Source organism: Roseateles sp. (assembly GCF_965262435.1).
In the GTDB taxonomy this organism is placed as follows: Bacteria; Pseudomonadota; Gammaproteobacteria; order Burkholderiales; family Burkholderiaceae_C; genus Paucibacter_A.
The window spans coordinates 1,015,284-1,039,972 of the sequence record NZ_OZ253537.1 but is presented as its reverse complement, the minus strand read 5'-3'; the positions used below and the strand labels follow the sequence as shown (position 1 = coordinate 1,039,972).

At 67.8% G+C, this 24,689-nt stretch carries 19 protein-coding genes; 11 read left to right on the top strand and 8 right to left on the bottom strand.

Annotated elements, in window-relative coordinates:
• Window positions 1-98 precede the first annotated feature (98 nt).
• The 3 genes from ACQY39_RS04590 (at window position 99) to ACQY39_RS04580 (ending at window position 5,351) form a co-directional block, all read left to right on the top strand.
• Window positions 99-899, top strand: a complete 801-nt coding sequence (locus ACQY39_RS04590) for an exodeoxyribonuclease III (protein ID WP_428503830.1) — start codon at window positions 99-101, stop codon at window positions 897-899.
• A 66-nt stretch (window positions 900-965) separates the two neighbouring features.
• Window positions 966-2,021 (top strand): serine hydrolase domain-containing protein, encoded by a 1,056-nt coding sequence (locus tag ACQY39_RS04585; RefSeq protein WP_428503828.1) that lies wholly within the window; start codon window positions 966-968, stop codon window positions 2,019-2,021.
• Between the two features lie 204 nt (window positions 2,022-2,225).
• Complete coding sequence (locus ACQY39_RS04580; RefSeq protein WP_428503826.1) at window positions 2,226-5,351, top strand: diguanylate cyclase; 3,126 nt, start codon at window positions 2,226-2,228, stop codon at window positions 5,349-5,351.
• Between the two features lie 22 nt (window positions 5,352-5,373).
• Here the strand turns inward: ACQY39_RS04580 and ACQY39_RS04575 are convergent, their stop codons facing one another.
• The 4 genes from ACQY39_RS04575 to ACQY39_RS04560 all read right to left on the bottom strand — a co-directional run bounded on the left by ACQY39_RS04575 (window position 5,374) and on the right by ACQY39_RS04560 (window position 10,615).
• Window positions 5,374-6,765 (bottom strand): TolC family protein, encoded by a 1,392-nt coding sequence (locus ACQY39_RS04575; RefSeq protein ID WP_428503824.1) that lies wholly within the window; start codon window positions 6,763-6,765, stop codon window positions 5,374-5,376.
• A gap of 11 nt (window positions 6,766-6,776) precedes the next feature.
• Window positions 6,777-8,801, bottom strand: coding sequence for an ATP-binding cassette domain-containing protein (locus ACQY39_RS04570; RefSeq protein WP_428503822.1), 2,025 nt, complete (start codon window positions 8,799-8,801; stop codon window positions 6,777-6,779).
• A 12-nt stretch (window positions 8,802-8,813) separates the two neighbouring features.
• On the bottom strand, window positions 8,814-9,992 hold the full coding sequence (locus ACQY39_RS04565; RefSeq protein ID WP_428503820.1) for an efflux RND transporter periplasmic adaptor subunit: 1,179 nt from the start codon (window positions 9,990-9,992) through the stop codon (window positions 8,814-8,816).
• 164 nt (window positions 9,993-10,156) lie between these two features.
• Window positions 10,157-10,615: an Lrp/AsnC family transcriptional regulator gene (locus tag ACQY39_RS04560; protein ID WP_263516197.1), complete on the bottom strand. Its 459-nt coding sequence runs from the start codon at window positions 10,613-10,615 to the stop codon at window positions 10,157-10,159.
• Window positions 10,616-10,753: 138 nt separating this feature from the next.
• Between ACQY39_RS04560 and ACQY39_RS04555 the strand changes: the two genes are divergently transcribed.
• From ACQY39_RS04555 to ACQY39_RS04540, 4 genes are all read left to right on the top strand, one after another.
• Window positions 10,754-11,707: a DMT family transporter gene (locus tag ACQY39_RS04555; RefSeq protein WP_428503817.1), complete on the top strand. Its 954-nt coding sequence runs from the start codon at window positions 10,754-10,756 to the stop codon at window positions 11,705-11,707.
• Between the two features lie 128 nt (window positions 11,708-11,835).
• Window positions 11,836-13,986 (top strand): prolyl oligopeptidase family serine peptidase, encoded by a 2,151-nt coding sequence (locus ACQY39_RS04550; RefSeq protein ID WP_428503815.1) that lies wholly within the window; start codon window positions 11,836-11,838, stop codon window positions 13,984-13,986.
• Between the two features lie 48 nt (window positions 13,987-14,034).
• Entirely contained in the window at window positions 14,035-15,426 is a 1,392-nt protein-coding gene (locus ACQY39_RS04545) for a M16 family metallopeptidase (RefSeq protein ID WP_428503813.1), read from the top strand.
• A gap of 25 nt (window positions 15,427-15,451) precedes the next feature.
• Window positions 15,452-16,870, top strand: coding sequence for a M16 family metallopeptidase (locus ACQY39_RS04540; protein WP_428503811.1), 1,419 nt, complete (start codon window positions 15,452-15,454; stop codon window positions 16,868-16,870).
• 85 nt (window positions 16,871-16,955) lie between these two features.
• Here ACQY39_RS04540 and ACQY39_RS04535 read toward each other — a convergent pair whose 3' ends face one another.
• Window positions 16,956-17,489 carry a hypothetical protein gene (locus ACQY39_RS04535; protein WP_428503809.1) on the bottom strand — a complete coding sequence of 178 codons (534 nt, stop codon included), beginning with the start codon at window positions 17,487-17,489 and terminating at the stop codon, window positions 16,956-16,958.
• A 17-nt stretch (window positions 17,490-17,506) separates the two neighbouring features.
• Window positions 17,507-17,965, bottom strand: a complete 459-nt coding sequence (locus ACQY39_RS04530) for a Cd(II)/Pb(II)-responsive transcriptional regulator (protein ID WP_428503807.1) — start codon at window positions 17,963-17,965, stop codon at window positions 17,507-17,509.
• A gap of 284 nt (window positions 17,966-18,249) precedes the next feature.
• Here ACQY39_RS04530 and ACQY39_RS04525 point away from each other — a divergent pair, with 284 nt between their 5' ends.
• From ACQY39_RS04525 to ACQY39_RS04515, 3 genes are all read left to right on the top strand, one after another.
• On the top strand, window positions 18,250-19,785 hold the full coding sequence (locus ACQY39_RS04525) for a peptide MFS transporter (protein ID WP_428503805.1): 1,536 nt from the start codon (window positions 18,250-18,252) through the stop codon (window positions 19,783-19,785).
• 339 nt (window positions 19,786-20,124) lie between these two features.
• Window positions 20,125-20,808, top strand: a complete 684-nt coding sequence (locus ACQY39_RS04520) for a helix-turn-helix transcriptional regulator (protein WP_428503803.1) — start codon at window positions 20,125-20,127, stop codon at window positions 20,806-20,808.
• A gap of 130 nt (window positions 20,809-20,938) precedes the next feature.
• Window positions 20,939-21,580, top strand: a complete 642-nt coding sequence (locus tag ACQY39_RS04515; RefSeq protein WP_428503801.1) for a Crp/Fnr family transcriptional regulator — start codon at window positions 20,939-20,941, stop codon at window positions 21,578-21,580.
• Between the two features lie 19 nt (window positions 21,581-21,599).
• On the opposite strand, the gene ACQY39_RS04510 is transcribed toward ACQY39_RS04515, so the two are convergent.
• Complete coding sequence (locus ACQY39_RS04510; RefSeq protein WP_428503799.1) at window positions 21,600-22,586, bottom strand: M48 family metallopeptidase; 987 nt, start codon at window positions 22,584-22,586, stop codon at window positions 21,600-21,602.
• 119 nt (window positions 22,587-22,705) lie between these two features.
• Between ACQY39_RS04510 and ACQY39_RS04505 the strand changes: the two genes are divergently transcribed.
• On the top strand, window positions 22,706-23,227 hold the full coding sequence (locus ACQY39_RS04505; protein WP_428503797.1) for a flavin reductase family protein: 522 nt from the start codon (window positions 22,706-22,708) through the stop codon (window positions 23,225-23,227).
• Here the strand turns inward: ACQY39_RS04505 and ACQY39_RS04500 are convergent.
• The gene (locus tag ACQY39_RS04500; protein WP_428503795.1) at window positions 23,206-24,687 is read right to left on the bottom strand and encodes a PLP-dependent aminotransferase family protein; all 1,482 of its coding nucleotides are present in this window, start codon (window positions 24,685-24,687) and stop codon (window positions 23,206-23,208) included. The two genes, ACQY39_RS04505 and ACQY39_RS04500, sit on opposite strands and share 22 nt — an antisense overlap.
• Between the last annotated feature and the right edge of the window lie 2 nt (window positions 24,688-24,689).

The window sequence follows — 24,689 nt, the reverse complement described above, 5'->3', positions numbered from 1 at the left end:
GGCCCGCGCTGCTGACAAAGACCGGCAGGTCATTTGCGATACTGCGCCGCGCTTTGCGCACCCCTGACGTCCTGCTCGTATCTTGAAAGACCCCGCCCATGCGTTTCATCTCCGCCAACCTGAACGGCATCCGCTCCGCCGCCACCAAGGGCTTTTTCGACTGGCTGCCGGCGCAAAACGCCGATGCACTCGGTGTGCAGGAAGTGAAGGCGCAAGACGAGCATGTGGCCGGCACCTTCTGCAGCTCCGGTGAGCTCAAAGGCCATTTCCATTACGCCGAGAAAAAAGGTTACTCCGGCGTGGGCCTCTACACCCGCGAAGAACCCAGCGAAGTCCTGATCGGCTTCGACAACCCCGAGTTCGACGCCGAAGGCCGCTACATCGAAAAACGTTTCGACAAGCCCGGCCGCAAGCTCAGCCTGATCAGCTGCTACTTCCCCAGCGGCAGCAGTGGCCCCGAGCGGCAAGAAGCCAAATACCGCTTCCTCGATGCCATGCGCCCGCATCTGGCCGCGCTGAAAGCCGAGCGCGAATTCATCCTGGTCGCCGATGTCAACATCGCGCACAAGGAGGCCGACCTGAAGAACTGGAAGGGCAACCTCAAGAATTCCGGCTTCCTGCCCGAGGAACGCGCCTGGCTGGACCAGCTCTTCGGCAGCGGCAAGGGCCAGGGCGGCCTGGTCGACGTCTACCGCCAGCTGCACCCCGACACCACCGACGAGTGCTACACGTGGTGGAGCAACCGCGGCCAGGCCTACGCCAAGAACGTGGGCTGGCGCCTGGACTACCACTTCGCGACACCCAAGCTGGCGGCCTTGGCCAAGCGCGCCTCCATCTACAAAGACCAGAAGTTCAGCGACCATGCGCCGCTGACGGTGGATTACGACTTCGCGCTTTGATTCACCCCTGAGCTTGTCAAACCTCAAGGCGGCCGCCAGGGCCGCCGCCAGCATGCTGATGCTTCCATGAATCGCGACACGCCCCATCTCCTGGATCGCTTCGACGCCGCCATCGCCACGCTGCGCGAAACCTACGATCCCTCTGACCCCGGCTTTTGTATCGGCCTTGCAATCGAAGGCCAGACCGTCCGCACCGCGCATCACGGCATGGCGCATCTGGAGTGGCCGCAGCCGCTCGCGGGTGACACCCGCTTCTACCTTGCATCGGAGTCCAAGTTTTGGGTCGGGGCACTGGTGATGCAGGCCGTTGCGGCCGGCCGGATCGCATTGGACGCCGATATGCGTGCGCTCTTGCCTGCGCTCGCAAGCTACGAGCATCCGGTGCGCCTGGGCCACTTGCTGCGCCACACCAGCGGTGTCGATGACTATCTGTACCTCTGGCAGATGCAACTCGGGCGGGACGAAAGTGATCTCGTCACTCAGGCGCAAGCCCTGGAGTTGATCCGCAAGACCGAAGACGGAGACTTCGAGCCCGGCAGCCGCTTTGATTACAGCAACAGCAACTACGTGCTCTTGGCCGACTGGTTGGAGCGCGATGCCGGCTTGCCGCTGGACGAGATCGCACGCCAGCGCCTCTTCGCGCCTTGGCAACTGCACAACACCGGTTTCGAGAACGAACCGCATCGCGTATTGCCGCGCCGTGCTCGCAGCTACCAAGCCCTTGCGGCCGGTGGCTGGCGCGAATTGCCGGTGAACCTGGGCAGTTGGGGCGATGGCGGCATGTGGTCGACGCTGGACGAGCTGCTGCGCGCCGAAGCCTGTTTGCTGGACGATTGGCGTCGCCAAGGCAGCCATTCGCTGCTCGCTCGGTGCGCCGCTGACGACCTGCGTTTCGCTTCAACCGGCCAGCCCTATCGCTTCGGCACCGAGATCATGCGCAAAGATCAGCGGCAGATCTTGTTTCACGGCGGTGGCTTTGCCGCCTTCTCTTCGCTGGCGCTGCGTTGCCTCGAAGATGCCTGCGCGCTGGTCGTGCTGGCCAATGCCGAGGGATTCGATGCATCCGCCCAAACATGGGCGAACCACCTGTGGCCGGAGGCCGAACTGGATTTGGCACCGTGAGCGATCTTGGGGCGCCGGCAGAGTGCCAGGACTTCTGACGCACGGGAGCGCTTCGGCTGGCCTGGTCCTGCCATTTGGCGCTGAGCACGGCAGCGCGGGCAGTGCGCCATGTCACGGTGCACCGAGGCAGCGTGCAGAGGCGCCAAGTCGCCTTGCCGTAGACTGGGCCTCAAGATGCCCGCCCACCCTGCATCCCCACGCCTCATGTCGCACGCTTGGCGGGCGGCCGGCCTGTTCTTGCTTTCTTGGGCTGTTCTGCTGCTGCGGCCGAGCTGGATTGGCTCCGCACAGGCGGCCGCCCCGCCGGCACGCTGGGCCGCGATGGCCGACACGACCTTTCACAACCGTGCGCAAGACGCCGGCCTGCCGAACTCGCTGACCACGGCCATCGCCGAAGATGGCGATGGCTTTCTCTGGGTCGGCACCCAAAGCGGTCTGGCGCGCTGGGACGGCCATCGCTTTCGCCACTACAAGCCGCAACAAGGCGACCCGCGCAGCCTGCCCGACAACTGGGTCACCAGCCTGCACCGAGACCGCCAAGGGCGACTCTGGATTGGCACCAGCGCCGGTGGACTGGCGCGTTATGAGCGCCAGAGCGACGACTTCCAGCGCTTTGCGCCCGGGCCCGGCGGCCTGCGCAGCACGGCCATCTACGCCCTGACCGAAGACGGCCGGGGCGGCCTGCTGATCGGCGGCGCGGCCGGCCTGGACCGGCTGGATCTGGCGAACGACACCATCCAGGCTCAAGCCGCGGTGTTTGCCCGCCCGGGCGAAGGCCAAGCGCCTGCCGAGCAAATCCAAGCCCTGTTGCTGGACCGCAGCGGCGGCCTGTGGGTCGGCGGCACGCTCGGCCTGCGCCTGCGTCCGGCCGGCGCCACGGCCTTCCAAAGCGTAGACCTGCCGGCCGGCAAGGCAGAGGCTGTGCAGGTCTGGAGCTTGTACCAGGACGAGCAAGCCCGGGTCTGGGTGGGCAGCCGCGCCCACGGCGCCTTCCGCGTGCCGGCCAGTGGCCAGGGCGCCGAGCGCATCGCCGGCGAGGCCCGCGGGCTCGCAGCGCTGCGGCAAAGCTGGGTCCATGCCATCGGTGGCGGCGCGCCGGGCGAGGTCTGGCTCGGCTGCTACGGCCAGGGCCTAGTGGCCGTGGACAGCGCCAGCGGCCGGCTCAGCCGCATCCGCCACGACCGCGGCCTCAGCAACAGCCTGGCCGGCGACATCATCTTCGCCATCTACCGCGACGGCCGCGGCAACAGCTGGGTGGGCAGCCAGCGCGGTCTGAGTCGCAGCACGACCCGGCCCGGCGTGCAGACCCTGTTCGGCGGCAGTCATCGGCCGGTCCTGCGCGGCGGCGATGTGTTCGCCCTGCTGGCCACGCGCGATGGCCGCATCTGGCTGGGCCTGCAAGGTGAAGGGGTCGACATCATCGATCCGTTGCGTGCCCGGACGCAGGCCCTGCGCGCCGACCCGGACCGGCCCGAGCAGGCCCTGCCCAGCGACCACATCTTCGGCCTGGCGCAGGGCGAGGATGGCAGCGTCTACCTGGCCACCGGGCGCGGCCTTTACCAGGCCAGCGAAGACGGCCGGCAGCTGCGCCGCCTGCAAGTGGCCGGCCGCGCGCCCAGCCTCAGCAGCTACCGACTGCTGGCCCAGCCCGGCCGGCTCTGGCTGGGCGGGCGCGATGATGGCCTCTGGTTGCTGCCCCTGCCGGTCAAGCCGGGCCAGGCCGCCGAGCAGATTCCACCGGCGGCGCTGAGCGACGGCCGCATCACCGTGCTGCGCCAGGGCCGCGACGGTGAGGTCTGGGTCGGCACGCGCAATGGGCTCAACCGCATCAGCGCCGACCGCAAGATCACCCGCATCAGCGCCGACCCGGCCGACCCGCAGGCTCTGGGCGCCGGTCTGATCGCCAGCCTGCTGCTCGACCGACAGCAGCGCCTCTGGGTAGCCACCCTGGGCGGCGGCTTGCATCTGCTGACCCATTGGGACGGCGAGCGCCCGCGCTCTCGCCGCCTCGGCACGGCGCAAGGGCTGCCCAGCGCCAACGTCGACGGCTTGCTGGAAGACGCAGGCGGTCAGATCTGGGCCAGCACCGCCGATGGCATCGCCAAGATCGACCCCGAGCGCTTGAGCGTGCAGACCCTGCGCGCAGCCGAGGGCGTGTTCATCCGTGGCTACTGGATCGACGCCGCTGCCGTGGCGGCCGACGGCAGCCTGCTGTTCGGCGGCGAGGGTGGTCTGACCGTGCTGCAGCCCGGGCGCATCCAAAGTTCGGTCAACAAGCAGGAGCTGGTCCTGACCGAGGGCTGGGTCGGCGACCGGGCGGTGCCGCTGGGCCGCTTCAACGGTGCGGCCTCGGCCAACAACGAGCCCCTGCGCCTGGCGCCCAACACGCGCGGCCTCAGCATCGAGTTCTCGGCCCTGGACTTTGTCGCGCCCGAGCGCCGCCGCTACCGCTACCGACTGGACGGCTTTGATAAAGATTGGAACGAGACCGACGCCAGCCGCCGCCTGGCCGCCTACACCCATTTGCCGCCCGGCAGCTACCGCCTGCGCCTGGCCAGCAGCGACGGCCAAGGCGACTGGACCGAAAGCAGCCTGAGCGTACCGATCGAGATCCAGGCCGCCTGGTACCAGACCCGCGGCTTCCAGCTCCTGCTTGGCCTGCTGCTGCTGGGCGGTGTGCTGGCCCTGGTGCAGATGCGCACGGCCTGGTTGAAGCGGCGCCAGCGCCGGTTGGAGGGCCAGGTGGCCGAACGCACCGCCCAGCTGGAGCAAAGCACGGAAGAGCTGCGCCTGGCCAATGAGCGCCTGTTCCTGCTCGCCACCAGCGACGCCCTGACCGGCTGCAGCAACCGCCGCTATTTCATGGAGCAAGCCCAACGCCAGCTGGCCGCCGCCCGACGCAGTGGCCAGGCCCTGTGCCTGCTGATGCTGGACCTCGACCACTTCAAGCGCGTCAACGACCAGCATGGCCACCCGGCCGGCGACGAGGTGCTGCGACAGACCGCCGAACTGGCGCGCGCCCAGGTGCGCAGCGCCGACCTGCTGGGCCGCCTGGGCGGCGAGGAGTTCGCGCTGCTGCTGCCCGACACCGACCGCACCGGCGCCCGCCTGCTGGGCGAGCGCCTGTTGCAGGCGATCCGCGAGCGCGAGTTCGTCTACGAGCAGCACCGGCTGCATGTCAGCGCCAGCCTGGGCCTGGCCCAGCTGCGGCCGGGCGAATCCCTGGATTCGCTGTACGCCCGCGCCGACCTGGCGCTCTATGCTGCCAAGGCGCAGGGGCGCGACCGCATCAGCGATGACGCGGCCGACCCAACGCCAGCGCCACCCTGAAGACGGCGCCGCAGAACACTGCTCAGGCGCTCGCCAAGGCCTTCTGCAAGGCTGCCTGATTCAACCACTGGCGCAGGCGCAGCTGTATGGCCTCCTGCTCCGCGGCTAGGCGGGCATTGCGGGCCTGCAGCCAGTCGGCGCGAGCGATCACGCCGACCTCGTAACGCAGCGCCGCCAGTTTTTCGGTCTGCTGGGCCTCGCCCAAGCGAGCGGCATTGGCCAGGGCCTGCTGGCGCAGCTCGCGGCGTTCGGCCGCCAGCTGTTCCACCTCGACCAAGGCCTTGTGCACCGTGTCGCGCAAGCTCAGGGCCGCGCTTTCCACATCGTTGACCGACTGACCGCGCTGCAGGTCCAGGCGGCGCCAGTCGACCAGGGGCACGATCAGGCTGGAGGACAAGGTGGCCAAGGGCCGCTCCAGCCAGTCGCGCCACTGAGCGCCGCCTGTGCCGACACCCAGGCTCAGGCTCAGGCTGGGATAACGCGCCGCCTCAGTGGCACGCCACTGCGCCAGGGCGCTGTCCACCTGGGCGCGGGCGCGCTGCACATCGGGCCGGCGCTCCAAGGCCTCGGCCGGCGCGCCGGCTTGCCAGTCACCGGGCTGGCCCTGCGGCAAATTCGGGCTCGCGGGCAAGGCGGGGGCGCTGTCGTCCAAGAGCAAGCCCAGGCTCAGGCCTTGTTGCACGCGCTCGCGCTGCAGCTGCGCCAGACGCGAGCGCAAGCCCTGCAGGCTGCTGGCCGCCTTGTCCACCTCGATGGGCAGCAGCTTGCCTTCGCGCACGCGCAGCCGGGTCAGGGCCAGCACCGCCTCGGCGCCTTGCAGCTGCTCGGCGATCAAGGGCTCTTCCAGCGCCAGCGCGGCCAGGCTCCAATAGCTCTCGGCCACACGGCTGCGGATCAGCAGCCGGGCCGCGGCCCAATCGGCGCGCTGGCCGGCGACCTGGGCGGCCTGGGCGGCCTCGCCATGGGCCAGGCGCTGCCAGAGGTCGACCTCGTAGCTGACACTGGCATTGAGCGAGTAGCTGCGCGACAGCGGCCCCTGCTCCAGTGCGCGGCTGCCGGAAGCGCCGCCGCTCAAGCTGGGCTTGAGGCCACGCTCCAGCTCGCTTTGGCCAAGCTGCAACTGGGCCCGCTCCCAGCGCTTGAGCGCCAGCGCGATGTCGCGGTTGGCACGCAGCGCCTGCTCTTGCAGGGCGGCCAGCTGGGCATCGGTTTGCATGGCGCCTTCGGCAAGCGCAGCAACGCTCAGCTGCTGCCACTGTGCCGGCAGACTCGGAGTCACGGCCATGTTTGCAGGCACGCCACCGGCTGGGCCGCTGGCACAACCGGCCAGCAGCAGGCTCAGGGCGGCCACGCCAGCAGCGAGCGCCGAGACGCTCTGGATCCGCTCATTCTTGGAGTTTGTTTTCTTGTTCATGGCTCTCACCTTCATTCGCGGGCCAGAGCATCGACCGGGCTCAGGGCCGCAGCACGCCGCGCCGGCAGGGTGCCGAAGACCAGGCCGACAAAGCTGGACACGGCAAACGCCACACCCAGGGCCGCCCAGCTGACCTCCACCTTCAGCGACTGCTGCGCGGCATTGATGCCCTGCGCACCGAGCCAACTCAGGAACACCCCGACCAGACCGCCCAGGCAGCACAGCACCACCGCCTCGACCAAAAACTGCAGGCGCACATCGCCTTGGCGAGCACCGACCGCCATGCGGATGCCGATCTCGCGCGTCCGCTCGCTGACCGAGACCAGCATGATGTTCATCACGCCCACGCCGCCGACCAGCAGCGAGATCGCCCCCACGCCGGCGAACAGCAAGGCCATGGCGCCGGTGATCTGCTGGAACTTGCGGAACTCCTCGTCGGCGTTCCAGGAGTCGAAGTCCTCGACGCCATGCAAGGCCTTGAGTCGGTAAGTCAGCTGTTTGCGCACCTCTTCGGGTGGCACCGTGAAATCGAGCAGCACATTGAACTGGTCAGAGTCCGCGCGCACATCGAGCTTGCGCCCGAAGGTGGTGTGCGGCATCAGGACCTGGCCCAGCCAAGACCCGAAGTTGACCGCGCCCCCGGTGTCGGGTGCGACCACGCCGACGATGGTCAAGGGCAGGGCCACGCCGATCGGCACGGCGGCGGCTCCGGCGCCAGCGCCCGCGCCATCGGCCGGCATGCCTTGCGGCGCCACCAGCAGCGTACGACCGAGCGGCGATTCACCGGGCTTGAACAGCGACTTGCGCGCCTTCTCATCGATCACCGCCACCTGCGTGGAACCGGCGTAGTCCATGGCATTGAGGTAGCGGCCCTCGACCAGCTTGAGCTTGCGCGCGGCCAGGGTCTGCTTCTCGGCGCCGAGCACGCTGACCATGGCATCGCGCGAACCATGGCGCGCGGTCAGCTGAGTCTCGCGGTCCACCGTCACGGCCTTGACGCCGGGCAGGGCACGAATCGCTTCGATCTCGCTGGGCCGGAAGGCCTGGGCGTGTGTGCCGGGGGGCAGATTGGGGTTGCCACGGAACACCGGGATGCGTCCGGACAAGAAGCTGCCCACGTCTTTCTCGATGCTGCCGCGCGCCGCGCTGGTCAGAGCCAGGATGGACACGACCGCGGCAATGCCGATGCTGATGCCCAGCATGGACAGCGCCGTGCGCAGGCGATTGCCCTTGAGCGACTGCACAGCCGACTGCAAGGCCTCACGCCACTGCATCTGCTGCCGGCCCCACCAACTGCCGCGCGCCAGCGCGGCGGTCTCGCCGGCCAGGGGGCCGGGCAGGCGGTGGTCGGCCGGCGTGCCGCTGTCCTTCAGGACCTTGCCGTCTTTGAGCTCGATGATGCGGCGCGCGTGGCCGGCCACATGGGCGTCGTGGGTGACCAGGATGATGGTGTGGCCGCGCTCGTTGAGTTCGCGCAGCAAGGCCAGCATTTCGGTGCCGCTTTGCGAATCGAGCGCCCCGGTCGGCTCGTCGGCCAGGATGATCTGGCCGCCGTTCATCAGCGAGCGAGCGATGGACACACGCTGCTGCTGGCCGCCCGACAACTCATTGGGCTTGTGGTGCATGCGCTCGCCCAGGCCCAGGCGGGTCAGCAAGGCCTCGGCGCGCTCGCGGCGGGCGCTGCCGCTGGCGCCGGCATACACAGCCGGCAGGGCGGCGTTGCCACGCGCATCCATATGCGGCAACAGGTGGTAGCGCTGGAAGATGAAGCCAAAGCGCTCGCGGCGCAGGCCGGCCAGCTCGTCGGGGCCGAGCTGGCTGGCGTCCTGGCCGTCGATCAGGAACTGGCCAACGGTCGGGTTGTCCAGGCAACCCAGCACATTCATCAAAGTGCTCTTGCCCGAACCCGACTGGCCAATCACGGCGACAAACTCGCCGGCCTGGATGTTCAGGCTCACATCATCGAGCGCCGGCACATCGATGGCGCCCAGGCGGTAGTGGCGGCCGACGCCGCGCAGTTCGATCAGGGGATGCATGGCGGTGCCGGCTTACTTCGATGCAGCCGATGCAGCCTGCTCGGCGGCCGAGGGCGGCGCCAGCAAGACCTTCTCGCCGGCCTTCAGGCCATCGAGCACCTGCACGCGGGCGCCGTCCTGCAAGCCAGTGCGCACCTTGCGCGGGTGCTGCTTGTTCTGGGCGTCCAGCACCTGAACGGCAAAGCGGCCGTCCTCGCCCCGCTCGCCGAGCGCGACCATGGGCAGAGTCAGGGTCTTCTTGGCCGAACCGGTCTCGACATTGACCTGCACCGTCATCTCGGGCAGCAGCTTGCGCGCCTTGTTGTCCACTTCGAACAGCACGTTGTAGAAAACCGCATTGCCGGCCCGCTCGGGCACCGGCTGGATCACACGGACCTTGCCTTCATAACGCTGAGCCTCGCCGGCCAGGGTCACGAAGCGGGCGTTCTGGCCCATTTTGATCTGGGCGATGTCGGCCTCGGGAACCCGGGCCCGCACCGTGATCTCGTCGAGATTGGCCAGAGTGACCATGACCGGGGTGATCTGCGCGGCGATCACGGTCTGGCCTTCCTGCACGGGCAAGTTGACCACGGTGCCGTCCATGGGCGCGGTGATCGAGGCATAGCCCAGGGACAGCTTGCGCTTGTCCAGCTCGGCCTGCAGACGTTTCAGATTGGCGCTCTGGCCGCGCAGATCGGCTTCCAGCTTGGCCAGCTCCGTGTCCGCACGCTCGGCCTCGGTGGCCGCGGTGGCATCGCCGGCGAGCAGGCGGCGCTGGCGATCGACCTCGCGGCGGGCCGTCTTCAGGTCGGCCTGGCGCACCTCGATCAAGGCCACTTGCTGGGCTGCGGCCGCCTCGGCCTGGGCCACTTCGCTGCGTGCCAACTCGGGATCCAGACTGACCAGCAGCTCGCCCTTCTTGACCTGCTGGCCCAGCTGCACATGGAGCTGGCGCACCTGACCGCTGACCTGGGCACCGACATCGACCTTGAGCCGCGGTTGCAGCACACCCGCTGCCTGCACCGTCTGTGTGATGTCGGCCAAATTCACCTCGCCGGTCGGCGGCGGGGGCGGTGGCGGCGTCGGGCTCAGATAGCGATATGCGCCATAGCCGAACGCCAGCAGGACCAGGATGGCGAAGCGCCAGCGCCACGAGCGCAAAGAGGGCCGCCAGCGCCCACCGGCGCGCTTGTTCTTGTTCTGGGTCTGCACTGTCTGGGTCTCCCGGGCTTGCTTGCATCAGATGAATCGAGCCCGCGCAATGTATCGGTTTGCCCGCAGATTCAGCGGATTGCTGCGACCTGTTGCACAAAGCGCGCCCTCAACGGCGAAAAGCTGCGCCCCAGGCGCGCGACGCGCCGGGCCCGCTGCCGCGCTCAGGCGCTCTTCAGAGGCAGCGGCGCGCCGCTTTTGACGCAGCGGATGGCGAAATTGCTGGTGATGTCCTGCACCATGGCCAGGGCCTGCAGGCGCCGCACGATCTGCTCGTAAGCACTCAGCTCGCCGACCACCACCTCCAGCAGGTAGTCATGCGCACCGCTGACCACATGGCAGGCCACCACCTCGGCCATTGCCTCCATGGCGGCCTCGAACTGCTGCACCGCGTCCTCGCGGTGGTGCATCAAGCGCACATTGACGAAGACCGTGGTGGCCAGCTGCACCGCCTTGCGGTCCAGCACCGCGCGATAGCCCGAGATAAATCCCTCGTCCTCCAAGCGCTTGAGTCGGCGCGCACAGGGGCTGGCCGACAAGGCCACCCGCTCGGCCAGCTCGGCAATGCTGAGGCGGCCGTCGCGCTGCAGCAGCTCGAGCAACTGGAGGTCGATTCTGTCCATGGCTTGTTTCCATCAAAGTTTCAATGATTATTGGCGAAAGCCCGCTCAAGCAGACCAGTTCTCACGCCAGATTGCGGGGTTTCACCCAGGGAAGCGCTTGAAAATTCCTCTCGTTGTAGCCCTTGCCTTGCCCGCCCCATGCACCCCAATTCCCGCCCTTCCCTGGCCGCCGCCGGCCTGCCCTCGCAATCTTTTGGCGGGCGCCGCCCGCAGCAGGCCTGGCAGCAAGGCGAGGCCCTGGGCTGGGCCGCGCTGGCATTGACCCTGGCGATCTGGGCCGCTTTCTTCATCTCCCTGCGTGCCGGCGCGCGCGTGGCCCTGCCGCCGGTGGAGCTGGCCCTGCTGCGCTTCGGCCCGGCCGGCCTGCTCTTCGCGCCCTTGCTGTGGAAGCGCCGCGCCCGCTTTGCCGCCGTGCCGGCGCGCTTGTGGCTGCTGATCGTCGCCGGCGCCGGCCTGCCCTACTTCCTGATCGCAGGCTGGGGCATGCGCCATGCGCCGGTGGCCGACGGCGCCACCCTGATCCCCGGCACCCTGCCCCTGTTCACCGCCTTGCTGGCCGCCGCCCTGCACGGCCGCGCGGCACTGGCGCGCTGGCCGGCCCTGCTGTGCATCGCCAGCGGCGTGGCGACGATGCTGGCCCTCAAGGCCGGCCAGGCCGATCTGGCCCAGGGCTATGCCTTCTTCCTGCTGGGCAGCCTGATGTGGTCGGCCTACACCCTGGCCCTGCGCGAGGCGAAGCTGGCGCCGCTGGAGGCCGCGGCCCTGATCTCCACCGTCTCCCTGGGCCTGCTCCTGCCCCTGCTGGTCTGGCAGGCCGGCACGCAAGGCCTGGCATTGCCCAGCTTGAGTGGCTCGCAACTCTTGTTGCAACTGGCCATCCAAAGCGTGGGCGTGGGCTTGATCTCGACCTTGAGCTACAGCTATGCCGTCGCCCGCCTGGGTGCGCAGCGCAGCGCCACCGCCGGCGCCCTGACCCCGGTGCTGGCCACGCTGCTGGCCATCCCGCTGTTCGGCGAGCAGCCCGATGGCGCCACCTTGATCGGCATGGGCCTGATCGCCGCCGGCGTGCTCTGGAGCCAGAGGGCCCGCTAAAGCCTCCCCGGGTTTCCCCGCAGGCCAAATCGAGGAATGCCTTTCGTCATGGTTTTGATTCCTTGCCAGAATGCCGCAGCCTCGCGCCACCCGCGCCGAGCCCTGAGTTCTGGAAAGAGACGAACGCCATGACGAACAAGATCCGGCCAGCCCACAAGGCATTGGTGATGGCCTGCCTGGCCCTGCTGAGCAGCAGCGCCAGCTTCGCGCAAACGAGCACGCCGAGCTACCCCGCGACCGCCAAGGTCGAGCAGACCGACAACTACCACGGCACGGCCGTGGCCGACCCCTACCGCTGGTTGGAGGACGACAACAGCCCGCAGACCAAGGACTGGGTCAAAGCCCAGAACCAGGTCACCGACGCCTTCCTCGCGGCCATGCCGCAGCGCCTGGCGGTGCGCAAGCTCTACACCGAGCTCTACAACTTCGAAAAGTTCGGCGTGCCCTTCAAGGAAGGCGGCCGCTACTTCTGGACGCGCAACAACGGCCTGCAACAGCAATCGGTGCTCTACACCGCCAAGTCGCTCAAGGACCAGCCCAGCATCGCGCTGGACCCGAACACCCTGAGCCAGGATGGCACCGTGTCGATCAGCGGTTATGCACCTTCGCCCAATGGCAAGCTGCTGGCCTACGGCAGCTCCAAAGCCGGCTCTGACTGGCAGACCTGGAAGGTGCGCGATCTCGCCACCGGCCGCGACCTGCCCGATGCCATCGAATGGGTGAAGTTCTCCAGCGCCACCTGGACGCCGGACGGCAAGGGCTTCTTCTACTCGCGCTACGACGCCCCGGCCGAGGGCGCGGCCCTGACCGGCGCCAACTATTTCCAGAAGCACTTCTACCACCGCCTGGGCACGCCGCAGTCGGCCGATGTGCTGGTGGCCGCCAACCCGCAGGAAAAGGAATGGGGCTTCGGCAGCAGCGTTTCCGATGACGGCAAGCTGCTGATCATCAATGTCTGGAAGGGCGGCTCCAAGAACGGCCTGATGGTGCTGCCCTTGGTCAAGGGTGGCTTTGCCGGCGGCGAGCCCAAGGCCATCAGCCTGGCTTTCGATGCGCAGTACCAGGCCGTGGGCCTGAACGGCAACAGCCTGATCGTCAAGACCGACAAGGACGCGCCGCGCGGCCGCCTGGTCGCCGTCGACCTCAAGGCTTCGGGCAAGGAAGCCTGGAAGACCCTGGTGGCTGAAGGCCCCGACGCCATGACCGGCGCCTCCGCCGTGGGCGGCCGCCTGCTGCTGAGCTATCTGCGCGACGCCTCCACCCTGGTGCGCCGCCACGGCCTGGACGGCAAGCTGCAGGGCGAGGTGCAGCTGCCCGGCGTTGGCACCGCCAGCGGCTTCGGCGGCCGCGTGCAGGACCGCGAGACCTTCTTCAACTACACCAGCCTGACGACGCCCAGCGCCGTCTACCGCTACGACGTGGCTGCCAACAAGGTCAGCCTGTTCAAGCGCCCCCAGACTGCCTTCGATGCCGAGCAGTTCGAGACCCACCGCGAATTCGTCACCAGCAAGGACGGCACCCGCTTCCCCATCTTCCTGGCCCACAAAAAGGGCTTGAAGCTGGACGGCACGAACCCGACCCTGCTCTACGGCTACGGCGGCTTCAACGCCTCGATGACACCCAGCTATGGCATCACCTCGGCGGCCTGGATGAAGATGGGCGGCGTTTATGTGCTGGCCTCGATCCGCGGCGGTGGCGAGTACGGCTCGGCCTGGCACGAAGCCGGCACCAAGCTGAAGAAGCAGAACGTGTTCGACGACTTCATCGCCGCCGGCGAATGGCTGGTGGCGCAGAAGTACACGCAGCCGGCCAAGCTGGCCATCAACGGCGGCTCCAACGGCGGCCTGCTGGTCGGCGCGGTGCTCAACCAGCGGCCCGAGCTGTTCGGCGCGGCCGTGCCCCAGGTCGGCGTGATGGACATGCTGCGCTTCCACAAGTTCACCATTGGCTGGGCCTGGGTGCCGGACTACGGTTCGTCAGAGAACGCCGAGGAGTTCAAGGCCCTGGCTGCCTACTCGCCGCTGCACACCATCAAGTCGGGCGTGAAATACCCGGCCATCATGGTCACCACCGGCGACCACGACGACCGCGTCGTGCCGGCGCACAGCTTCAAGTACACGGCAGCCCTGCAGGCCGCCGACACCGGCCCGGCGCCCAAGCTGATCCGCATCGAGACGCAAGCCGGCCATGGCGCCGGCAAGCCCACCTCCAAGATCATCGAGGAGCGTGCCGACATGCTGGCCTTCTTCGCCAACACCTTCCAGATGAGCGCACCCTGAGCGATCCCTGCGAACTTTGACCTAACCCCTGATTTCAACGAGGTGCATATGCGCAAGCATTCCCTGATTGCCCTGTTCGCAGGGTTGGCCCTGTCGGTGGCGGCGCAAGCCGCCGACCGCTGGCAGGTGCCCGTCGCCAGCAAGAAGCTGGCCAATGGCCTGACCGTGCTGGTCTCGCCCGACCACAGCTCACCCACGGTCGGCGTCAGCGTCGTCTACCACGTGGGCATGCGGCTGGAGCCCAAGAACCGCACCGGCTTCGCTCACCTGTTCGAGCACCTGATGTTCCAGGGCACGCCGACCGCGCCCAAGGGCGTGTTCGACAAGGTGATCACCGGCGGCGGCGGCAACAACAACGGCTCCACCCGCCCCGATTTCACCAACTACATCGAAACCGCCCCGGTCTCGGCCCTGGAATCCATCCTCTGGCTGGAAGCCGACCGCATGAAGACCCTGGACTTCAACCCGGCCACGCTGAAGAACCAGCAGGACGTGGTCAAAGAAGAGATCCGCGTCAATGTGCAAAACCAGCCTTACGGCGGTTTCATGTGGATCGACATCGGCGGCCTGGCCTTCCAGAAATGGGAGAACAACCACGACGGCTACGGCAGCTTCAAGGACCTGGAAAACGCCAGCCTCGACGATGTGCGCGCCTTCCACCGCGATTACTACGGCCCCAACAATGCCGTGCTGTCCATCGCCGGCGACATCACGCCGGCCAAGGCCTTCGCCCTGGCCGAGAAGTATTTCGCCGCCATCCCCAAGCGCCCGACGCCCGCGCCCAGCGATTTCAGCGAAGGCCTGAACACCGCCGAGCGCCGCCTGGTGCAGAGCGACAAGCTGGCCCAGGTGCCGGCGATTGCCGCCGCCTGGAAGATGCCCGATCGCGGCAGCAAGGACCAGCCGGCCATGGCCGTGCTGGGCGAGCTGCTGGCGGGCGGCGACGCTTCACGCTTCTACCAGGGCCTGGTCAAGGGCCGCGAACTGGCGCTCAACCTCGACTCGCTCTACGGCCTGACCAGCATCTGGGAATACGACGGCCCGACCATCTTCACCGTGTTCGCCCTCTACAAGCCGGACAGCAGCGCCGACGCCTTGCTGAGCGCCATGGACGAGGAAATCGCCAAGGTGGTCAAGGACGGTGTCGATGAAGCGACGCTCAAGCGCGTCAAGACGCGCTTGCTGGCCGACTGGTACAACGGCCTGGAAAGCTTCCTCAGCCGCGCCGACACCCTGGCCAAGCTGCAGACCCTGTGGGGCGATGCTCAGGTGGTCAACAAGATCCCGGGCTGGATCGAAGGCGTCAAGTCCGCCGACGTGCAGCGCGCCGCCAAGACCTATCTGACCGTGGCCAACCGCTCGGTCATTGACCGCAAGCCAGCCGCCATGTTGGCCGCCCCGGCCGCCGCCCAAGGCGCTGCCAGCGCCGCCAAGCCCTGAACGCGAGACGGAGCCCTTCATCATCATGAAACAACTCAAGCTCACTCCCCTGATGCTCGCCGCTCTGCTGGCCTTGCCTCTGGCCGCCGGCGCCGCCGAGGCCATCAAGCTGCCGGCCGAGCTGCCCAAGTACGGCCAGGACAAGCCCATCCCCGTGCCCCAGATCAGCAAAAAGACCCTGGCCAACGGCCTGGAAGTCTGGGTGCTGCCGCGCCAGGGCCTTCCGCGCGTGGACTTCGTGCTGGCCCTGCGCGGCGCCGGCTACGGCGCCGACGCCGCGGCCACGCCGGGCCGCGCCAAGCTGCTGGCCGGCCTGCTCAATGAAGGCACGGCAAAACGCGACTCGCGCGCCATCGCCGAGGCGGCCCAAGGCATGGGCGGCGGCGTCGGCGCCGCAGCCTCCAACGACGGCATCACCCTCAACGCCTATGCCTTGAAATCGCATGCCAGCGAGATGCTGCGCTTGCTGGGTGAGGTGGCCCGCCAGCCCTCCTTCCCCGACGGTGAAGTGGCCCTGGCCAAGGCCAATGCCCTGCAGGCCCTGAAGGTGGCCAGCGCCCAACCCGGCTTCCGCGCCGAGAAGGCGCTGAGCCAGGCCATCTACGGCGATCACCCCTACGGCCGCAGCCAGGAAAGCGCCGAGAGCATCGAATCGACGACGGCCGCGGCCCTGCGTGCCGAGCATGCGCAGCGCTTCCGCCCGGACCGTGCCCTGCTGGTCATCACCGGCCAGATCACGGCGGCCGAGGCGCTGAAGCAGGCGCAGGCGGTGTTCGGCGACTGGCAAGCCCAGGGCCCGGCCCCGCTCGAGATCGCCGCCTCGCCGGTCAGCGCCACGCCGCAACGCCTGCTGCTGGAGCGCCCGGGCAGCGTGCAGTCGACGCTGCGCCTGGGCCGCCCCGGCATGGCCGCCAGCGGCGCCGAGCAGGTGCCTCTGCGCCTGACCAGCACCATCCTGGGCAGTGGTTTCTCCAGCCGCGTGAACCAGAACCTGCGTGAAGAAAAGGGCTACACCTATGGCGCCAGCGCCGGCGGCCGCTCTTACCGCGTGGGCGGGGCCATCACCGGCGGCGCCGATGTGCGCAACGAGGTGACCGGTGCATCGCTGCAGGAGTTCATCAAGGAGTACCGCCGCATCGGCAGCGAGCTGGTGCCGGCGGACGAGCTGGACATGAGCAAGCGCTATGTGGCCGGCAGCTATCTGCTGACCACCCAGCTGCAAGGCGCCGTGGCCCAGACCCTGGCCAACAACTGGCTGGTCGGCCTGCCGGCCGAGTACCTGGGCCAGTATGTGCCGCTGATCCAGAAGGTCACGGCCGAGCAGGTGCGCGAGATCGGCAAGAAGTACTTCTCGCCCGAGACGCAAAGCCTGATCGTGGTCGGCGACCCGAGCGCGGTGACCGAGCAGCTGAAAGAGTTCGGCGAGTTCCGCAGCAGCAAGTAAGACGGAGTGTGGCGCTTCAGGCGCTCTGCCGCGAGGGCATGGCCGCAAGGTCATGCCTTTTTTGTTTGCGGCCTGAGGATCAGGATCAGCGGCTTGCACCCGCCGGGGAAGACGCCCCCGCAGCGGCCGGCGCCGAGCGCAAACCTGAGGCCCGCGCCGCCGCCTGGTGCATGGCCTCGGCGCGCTGCCGGGCTTCGGCCTCGGCACCCGGGCGGAACTGATCGGCCTGGGCTTGGCGACTGAGCGCCCAATCGGACGCCGAGTAGCGGACCCGGCCCTGGCGGCATTGACGGGCGCGGGCGATCTCGCCTTTGAAGAATTGCTGCTCGGCGGGCCCCAGGCTGCTGGCCGTGGCCCGGCTTTCCATCGCGGCGATCTCCACCTGCTCCGGACAGACATTGCCGGCCAGGCGAGTGCCGGAGCTCGCCGCGCCCGACGCGCGGAGCTCGGCGGCCACCACATTGGGTTGGAGGGCCCGGGCCGGCAAGGTGTCGCCCTGGGCCGGGCAAGGCTGGTCGGAATAGCGGACCTGATTGCCCTGCTGGCATTTCCAGATCTCGCCGGCCTGCACCGGGGCCAACGCCAAACTCAAGCACAGCCAGACCAGGCGGCGTGGCATTGATAGTGCACAGCGCTTCATGGTTTCAAGGCCTCATGGCAAGCACAAGCCTCACCATGGGCCGCCGCGACCAGCTCCTGCAGCACGCCGCAGGCCTGACTGCCGGCGGTGTGAGGGTGCAGGTGGTGACGCCCGTCGCAGCGCGCCTTGAGTGCCACCAACTGCTGCTCCAGCGCCAGCATGGACGCGAGCCGGGCGCGCACCCGCGCCAGCTGCGCCTCGACCAGGCCATCCACCTGGGCCAACTGAGCCGTGTCCTCGGTATCCAGGCTGGCCAAGAGCTGGGACACATCGGCCAAGGACATGTCCAGCGCCCGGCAATGGCGGATGAAGGCCAGGCGCTCCAGATGCGCGTGTGCGTAGTCGCGATAGCCGTTGTCGCTACGTGCCGGGCCGGGCAACAGGCCGCTTTTCTCGTAGAAACGGATGGTTTCGATGTCCACGCCGGTGGCTTTGCTGAGTTCGCCGATGCGCATAGGTGCTGAGAAGCCGGGATGAAAGCCGCCAGCATAGAGGCAAATGCCTGGAGTCACTACAGACAAATCCTGCCTTGTCCATGCCATCTCCATGCCAAATGGCACCCCCCGGTTCGCTGCCCCCTGGTGGGAACCCGCACCAGAGGCCAAGGCAGCCGCGGCGACAATACGCGCTGCAGCCGCCGTGAGCACCCTCCCGGCGGCTTGTCCTTTCTAGCGCCGCTCAAGAGGGATCGGGGCCGGCCAAGGACTTCTCATCCATCAGACCAAGAACGGAGAGTCGTTTGAACACCAAAATTCAAACCGCGGGGCCCAACACCATCCTCGGCCACCCCAACAGCCTGTTTGTCTTGTTCTTCACAGAAATGTGGGAACGCTTCTCCTACTACGGCATGCGGGCCCTGCTGGTGCTGTTCCTGATCTCGGAAACCACCAAGGGCGGCTGGGGCTGGAGCCGTGCCGACGCCACCTCGCTGTACGCCTGGTACACCATGCTGGTGTACTTCACCCCCATCTTGGGCGGCTATTTGGCCGACCGTTACCTGGGCACGCGCCGCGCCGTGGTGCTGGGTGGCTTCATCATCGCCGCCGGTCACGTCTCGCTGTTCTTTGAAACCATCCCCTCCTTCTACCTCGGCCTGGGCCTGGTGATTGCGGGCACGGGTCTGTTCAAACCGAACATCTCGGCCATCGTCGGTCAGCTCTACAACAAGGACAACGAAGGCAGCCGCGACGGCGGCTACACCTTGTTCTATATGGGCGTGAACGCCGGTGCCTTCTTCGGCATCTCGCTGTGCGGCTACATCGGTGAAAAAGTGTCCTGGAACCTCGGCTTCGGTCTGGCTGGCGTGTTCATGATCCTGGGCGCCCTGCAGTTCTTCTTCAGCCAGAAAGTGTTCGGCGACATCGGCACCGCGCCGAGCAAGGAAAAGACCGCCGCCGCCCACGCCGTCGACGACACGCCCGCCCATGTGGTGGCCGATCGCCTGAAGGCTGTCTTTGTGTTCGCCTTCTTCACCATCTTCTTCTGGTTTGCTTTCGAGCAGGCCGGCGGCTCCATGACCATCTTTGCGGCCGACTACACCGACCGCACCCTGGTCGGCACCAGCGGGCTGATCTTCAAGATCGTCAACACGCTGATGACGGTGATCCCGGCGGCTGTGCTGACTTGGCTGCTGTTCCAGCTCCATCGCGCCACGGGCAAGAGCCAATGGTTGGGCAATCTGCTGCTGGTCCTGGCCTTCGCCCTGATCTGGGGCCTGGTGATCTGGATGCTGGGCCGCGAGTTCGCCATGGACCAAAGCGAAGTGCCGGCCACCTGGTTCGGCGTGCTGAACTCCTTCTTCATCGTGATCCTGGCGCCCGCCTTCTCCAAGCTGTGGGAGAAGCACTGGAACCCGAGCGGCCCGGTCAAGTTCGGCGTCGGCCTGGTACTGCTGGGCCTGGGCTTTGCCGCCCTGGCTTTTGGCGCCGCCGGCATCCCCTCCGGCGCCAAGACTGCCCAGGTCAGCATGCTCTTCCTGTGCCTGGCCTATCTGCTGCACACCATGGGTGAGTTGTGCGTGTCGCCGGTGGGCCTGTCCTACATCTCCAAGCTGGCCCCCGCGCGCCTGCTGGGCCTGATGTTCGGCGTCTGGTTCCTGAACTCGGCCATCGCCAACTTCATCGGCGGCAAGACCGGTGCCTACATCGACCACATCTCCTCGACCTACTCGATGTCCAGCTTCTTCCTGATCTTCACCGTGATCCCGGCCGCCGCCGGCCTGGTGCTGATGGCTCTGTCGCCCTGGATGAAGAAGAAGATGCACGGCGTGCACTGAGAGGGAGAGAACTTTTTGCTGCGCGGCCGCCATACGTCGTTGGCCGGATGCTCGGAATCCTCACGTACCTAGAGTACGTTCCGGTTCCTGCGCTCCGCCCGCCTAGTCTGACTGCCGCTCGCTATAAAAGTTCTCACCCTCTGAGCCCTGCGGCTGTATTGCCCCTGCCCAAGGCCCTGCTCAGCAGGGCCTTTTTTCATGGCCGGTGACGGCAGGCCGTGAATCTTTCACAAATGCACCGACCACGATTCACAGCCCGCCCTCCTGCAATCTGCCTACCCTCTGTCCTCAGCGTGTCGGCGCCCCAGCCATGGGCACGCAGCCCACCAGGAGAACGGCATGTGGACCAGCAACACGCCCCCCGCCTTGGCCTCGACCGCGCCGCTCGACGCCGCGCCACGCAGCCAAGCCACCGAACGCCGCCAGGCCGAATCCTTGAGCAGCCATTGGCTGAGCCTCGTGCTCGAAGAACTGGATTACGGCGTGGTGCTGCTGAACGCCGCCGGCCGGGTGCTCCATTGCAACCTCGCCGCCAAGCGCAGCCTGGACGAATCCCACCCCTTGCAGATCAGCGGCAACCAGCTGCGCTGCCGCGAGCTCAAAGACAGCGGCCCGCTCAGCGACGCCCTCGCTGCCGCTGAACAGGAAGGCCGGCGCTGCCTGCTGCGCCTGGGCTCAGAGGAGCACAGCAGCAATGTCGTGGTGGTGCCGCTGAACCGCAACGTCAACCAAGCCGCCGTTCTGCTGGTGCTGGAGCGGCGCCAGCTCTGCGGTGAGCTGGCCACCCAGTGGTTCGCCCTGCGCTACGGCCTCACGCCGACCGAAACCGAGGTGCTCAAGGCCCTGAGCGCCGGCGCGCGCCCGGGCTCGGTGGCCGAGCAGCAAGGCGTGGCCATCTCGACCGTGCGCACGCAGATCCAGAGCATCCGCGCCAAGTCGGGCGCCGACAGCATCAGCGAACTGCTGCGCCAGCTGGCCGTGCTTCCGCCGCTGATCTCGGCGCTGCGCATGGACATCAATTGACGCTGGCACCGGGCAGTGCCCGGAAAAATCTCACAGGCGCAATCCCCTAGCGGGGGGTCATGCGCAAAGACCAGCGGCTCTCGTAATATCCGGCCCTGCTGGCGGCACCTTTGCCGCTCGACGAGCCCGCATGGACAGCATCGAAGCGCCCACCACCGAATCCTCGACCGCCGACCTTCCACCGAGCCTGCGCCTGCTGGCCGCGCGTGGCACGGCGCGCAGCTATCGGCGCGGCACCGTGCTGATCGAGGAAGGCTCGCAAGGCGACAGCCTCTACCTCATCCTCAGTGGCAGCCTGCGCGCCTATGGCTGCGATGCACGCGGCCGTGAAGTGACTTACGGCGTCTACGGCCCCGGCGAGTATGTCGGCGAGATGAGCCTGGACGGCGGCCAGCGCTCGGCCAGCGTCATCACCGAGCAGGCCTCGCGCTGCGTGCTGCTGAGCCGCGCCAGCCTGCATGCCCATATTGCCGAGCACCCCGAGTTCGCCTTCGAGCTCTTGACCAAGGTGATTCGCCGCGCCCGCGCGGCCACGCTGTCGACCAAACAGCTGGCGCTCAACGATGTCTATGGCCGGCTCAAGGCCTTGCTGGAGCAGACCACCGCCAGCTCGGACGAGATCCTGCTGACCCACCAAGCGATGGCGCAGCGCTTGGGCTGCTCGCGCGAGATGGTGTCCAAGCTGGTCAAGGACCTGGAGCTGGGCGGTTATCTCGAGCGCATCGCCAACGGCCGCTACCGGCAGCTCAAGTCACTGCCGGCACGCTGGTGAACCGGACTGCGGTGCCGCTTCAGGACGCCGGGCGCGTCTGCAGCGGCGGCGCCACCTCGAAGCGCTGCGCAGGTTTGTCGGCCCGGGCGTAAAGCCCATCGACCTTGGGAAGATTGGACTGGATGTCGCGGATGCGTGTCGGCCCGGCCGGGTGGGTGGACAGCCATTGCGGCGGCGCGCCCTTGGACACCTGGCCCATTTTTTCCCACAGGCTGACGCCGGCGCTGGGCTTGTAGCCGGCCCGCGCGGCCAGCTCCATGCCGACCAGATCGGCCTCGCTTTCGTCTTCGCGGCTGAAGGTCAGGGTCAGCAGCTGGCTGCCCATATTGAGCAAGGTGTCGCCGACATTGCCCAGGCCCAGCAGGCTGGACAGCACATTGGCGCCCAGCCGGGTGGCGGCCGTCTTGGCCATGCGCTCGCGCGCATGTTCACGCAGGGCGTGCGCCACCTCATGGCCCATGATGGAGGCGACCTCGTCATCGTCGAGCTTGAGCTTCTCCAGAATGCCGTAATAGAAGGCGATCTTGCCGCCCGGCATGCAGAAGGCATTGAGCTGCGGGCTGACAAGCACATTGACCTCCCAACGCCACTGCTTGGCGCGCGGGTTCCAGGGCTCGGACTGCGGAATGATGCGCTTGGCGATCTCGCGCAGACGGATCAGCTGCGGGTGGTTGTTGGGCAGCATGGCGCGCTGGTTGGCGGCCTCGCGCATCATCTGCTGGTATTGCTGAGCGCCGGCCTGCTCGACCTGCTCGGCCGGCACCAGCTTGCTGATCTTGCTCGGGCCACCGACCTCCACGCCCTCGCGTGCCCAGGCCGGCGTCAGCGCGGGCGACAGCGCCGCCGCACCGAGCAGGCCGGTGAAAAGCCGGCGCGAACCCTGGCTGGGCCGGCAGCGGCCGGCCGCGCAGTCGGAGCAACGGCCGAAGCCATAGCCGGGCGCACTGGGCAGATGGGGGTCAGCGGCGGGGTCGAAACCGAGGTCGTGGGCGTGGGCGTGGGACATGGTGTTCAAGTAGGTGCAGCAGTCGGATTTGCAAGCGGTGCAGACGCCTATTCTGAGGCCGAGCGAAGACGAATGACCCCGCAAGCGCTGCCAAGCGGCCGCTTGGCAGACAATGCGCCATGCCCGTGACGCCCATCCCTCCCCAGGCCCCCAGCGGCCCCGGCTTTGACAGCCCGCAGTTCCGCTCCGCCCTGGGCATGTTCGCCACCGGCGTGACCATCGTCACCGCCCGCGCGCCCGACGGCAGCCTGGTCGGCCTGACCGCCAATTCCTTCAATTCCGTCTCGCTCAGCCCGCCCCTGGTGCTGTGGAGTCTGGGCCAGAAGGCCGGCTCCATGCCGGTGTTCAGCCGCGGCTCGCACTACGCCATCAACATCCTGGCGGCCGAACAAAAAGACCTGGCCCAACGTTTTGCCACCCGAGACATCGACCGCTTCGCCGGCGTGGCCTGGCGCGAAGGTGCCGGTGGCGCGCCGGTGCTGGACGGTGTGGCCGCGGTGTTTGAGTGCGCCAACCGCAGCCAGTACGAGGAAGGCGACCATGTCATCTTCGTCGGCGAAGTGGAAAGCTGCAGCTGGCGCGAAGGCGCCCTGCCCCTGATCTTCCACGGCGGCCGCTACTACACCGAACTGCCGCTCTGAAGTGGCTTCGCTGAACCGCCTGGCAGGCGCCGCAAGAGCGCGCTGCTGTCGGCCACGGCCTGCAGGCGTTCGCGCAGATAGTCCGCCAGCCTCGGCTGCTGGCTGAACACCACATTGAAACGCAGATGGCGCGGCGCCTGGCCGGTGCTGGAGAAGGTGGGGCCGCCGACCAGCAGAATCTTGTTGCGGTAGGCGTCCTGCAGCAGCAGGGTCATGTCCACGCCCTCGGGCACCTGGCCCCAAAGGAAAAGGCCGCCCTCGCCAGGATGGTCCATGGCGATGCCCGCTTCGCCCAGCTGGCGCGCGCTCAGCGTGCGGGCCTGGAGCAGGCGGCCCTGCAAGCGCTCCAGATGCTTGCGCAGGCGGCCGGCCAGCAGGATCTCCAGCATCACCCACTCGTTGAGCGCGGCGCCGGTCAGCACCGCATAAATCTTCTCGCGCAGCAAGGCCTTCAGCAGGACCGGGTCGGCCGCCACATAACCGGTTCGCAAAGCGGGGCTCAAGGCCTTACAGAAGCTGGAGTAGTAGATGACGCCGTCCAGGCCCGAGAGGGCGGCGAGACGGGTGGCATGGCCGGGGTGGAAATGGCCCTGCACATCATCCTCGGCGATCAGCACGCCATGCTGGCGCGCCAGCACCAGCACCTGGTGCAGATTGGCGGCGCTGCTGCTCCAACCGGTCGGGTTGTGCAGCACAGTCTGGATGAAGAGCAGGCGAGGCCGGTGCAGGCGGCAAGCGGCTTCCAGCTCGGCCAGGTCCAGCCCGTCGGGCCGGCGGGCGATGGGCACGACCCGCAAGCCTTCCTGGCGCAGGCGCTCAAACATCAGGAAATAGCCGGGGTCCTCGACCAGCACCGTGTCGCCCGGGCGCAAAAAAGCGCGGCAGATCAGGTCGATGGCGTGGGTGCCGCCGTAGGTGGTGAGGATGCGGCCGGCGTCCACAGCCAGGCCCTGGCCGCGCATCAGGAGGGCGATCTGCTCCCGCAGCTCCGGTAGGCCTTGCGGCGGGCAGCGCGAGGCCAGGCCGGCCGTGCTGCGGGCCAAGGCGCGCTGCACCACGCTGGCCGGCATGGCATCGGCCAGCCAGCTCGGTGGCAGGGCGCCGCTGCTGGCCAGCAGCACGCCGCTGCGTTGGTCATTGGCCTGCTGGGCCAGCCAGACGCCTTCCTGCTCATCACCGGCTTCCAGCGCCGCCGCATCGGGCAGCTGGCTCATGCCAGCGCGCGGCTCGCTGACGAAATAGCCGGACGTGCCGCGCGCATCGATCAGGCCCGAGGCCACCAAGCGGTCGTAGGCGCCGACCACGGTGTTGGGGCTGACCGCCAGGCTGCTGGCCAGCTGGCGGATCGACAAGAGCCGGGCACCGGGCGGCAGTTGGCGCGCAGCAATCAGCTCGCGCAGGCGCAGCTCGATCTGGTCACCCAGGGCAATGGGGGAGTTCCGATCCAGAGGAATCAACATCG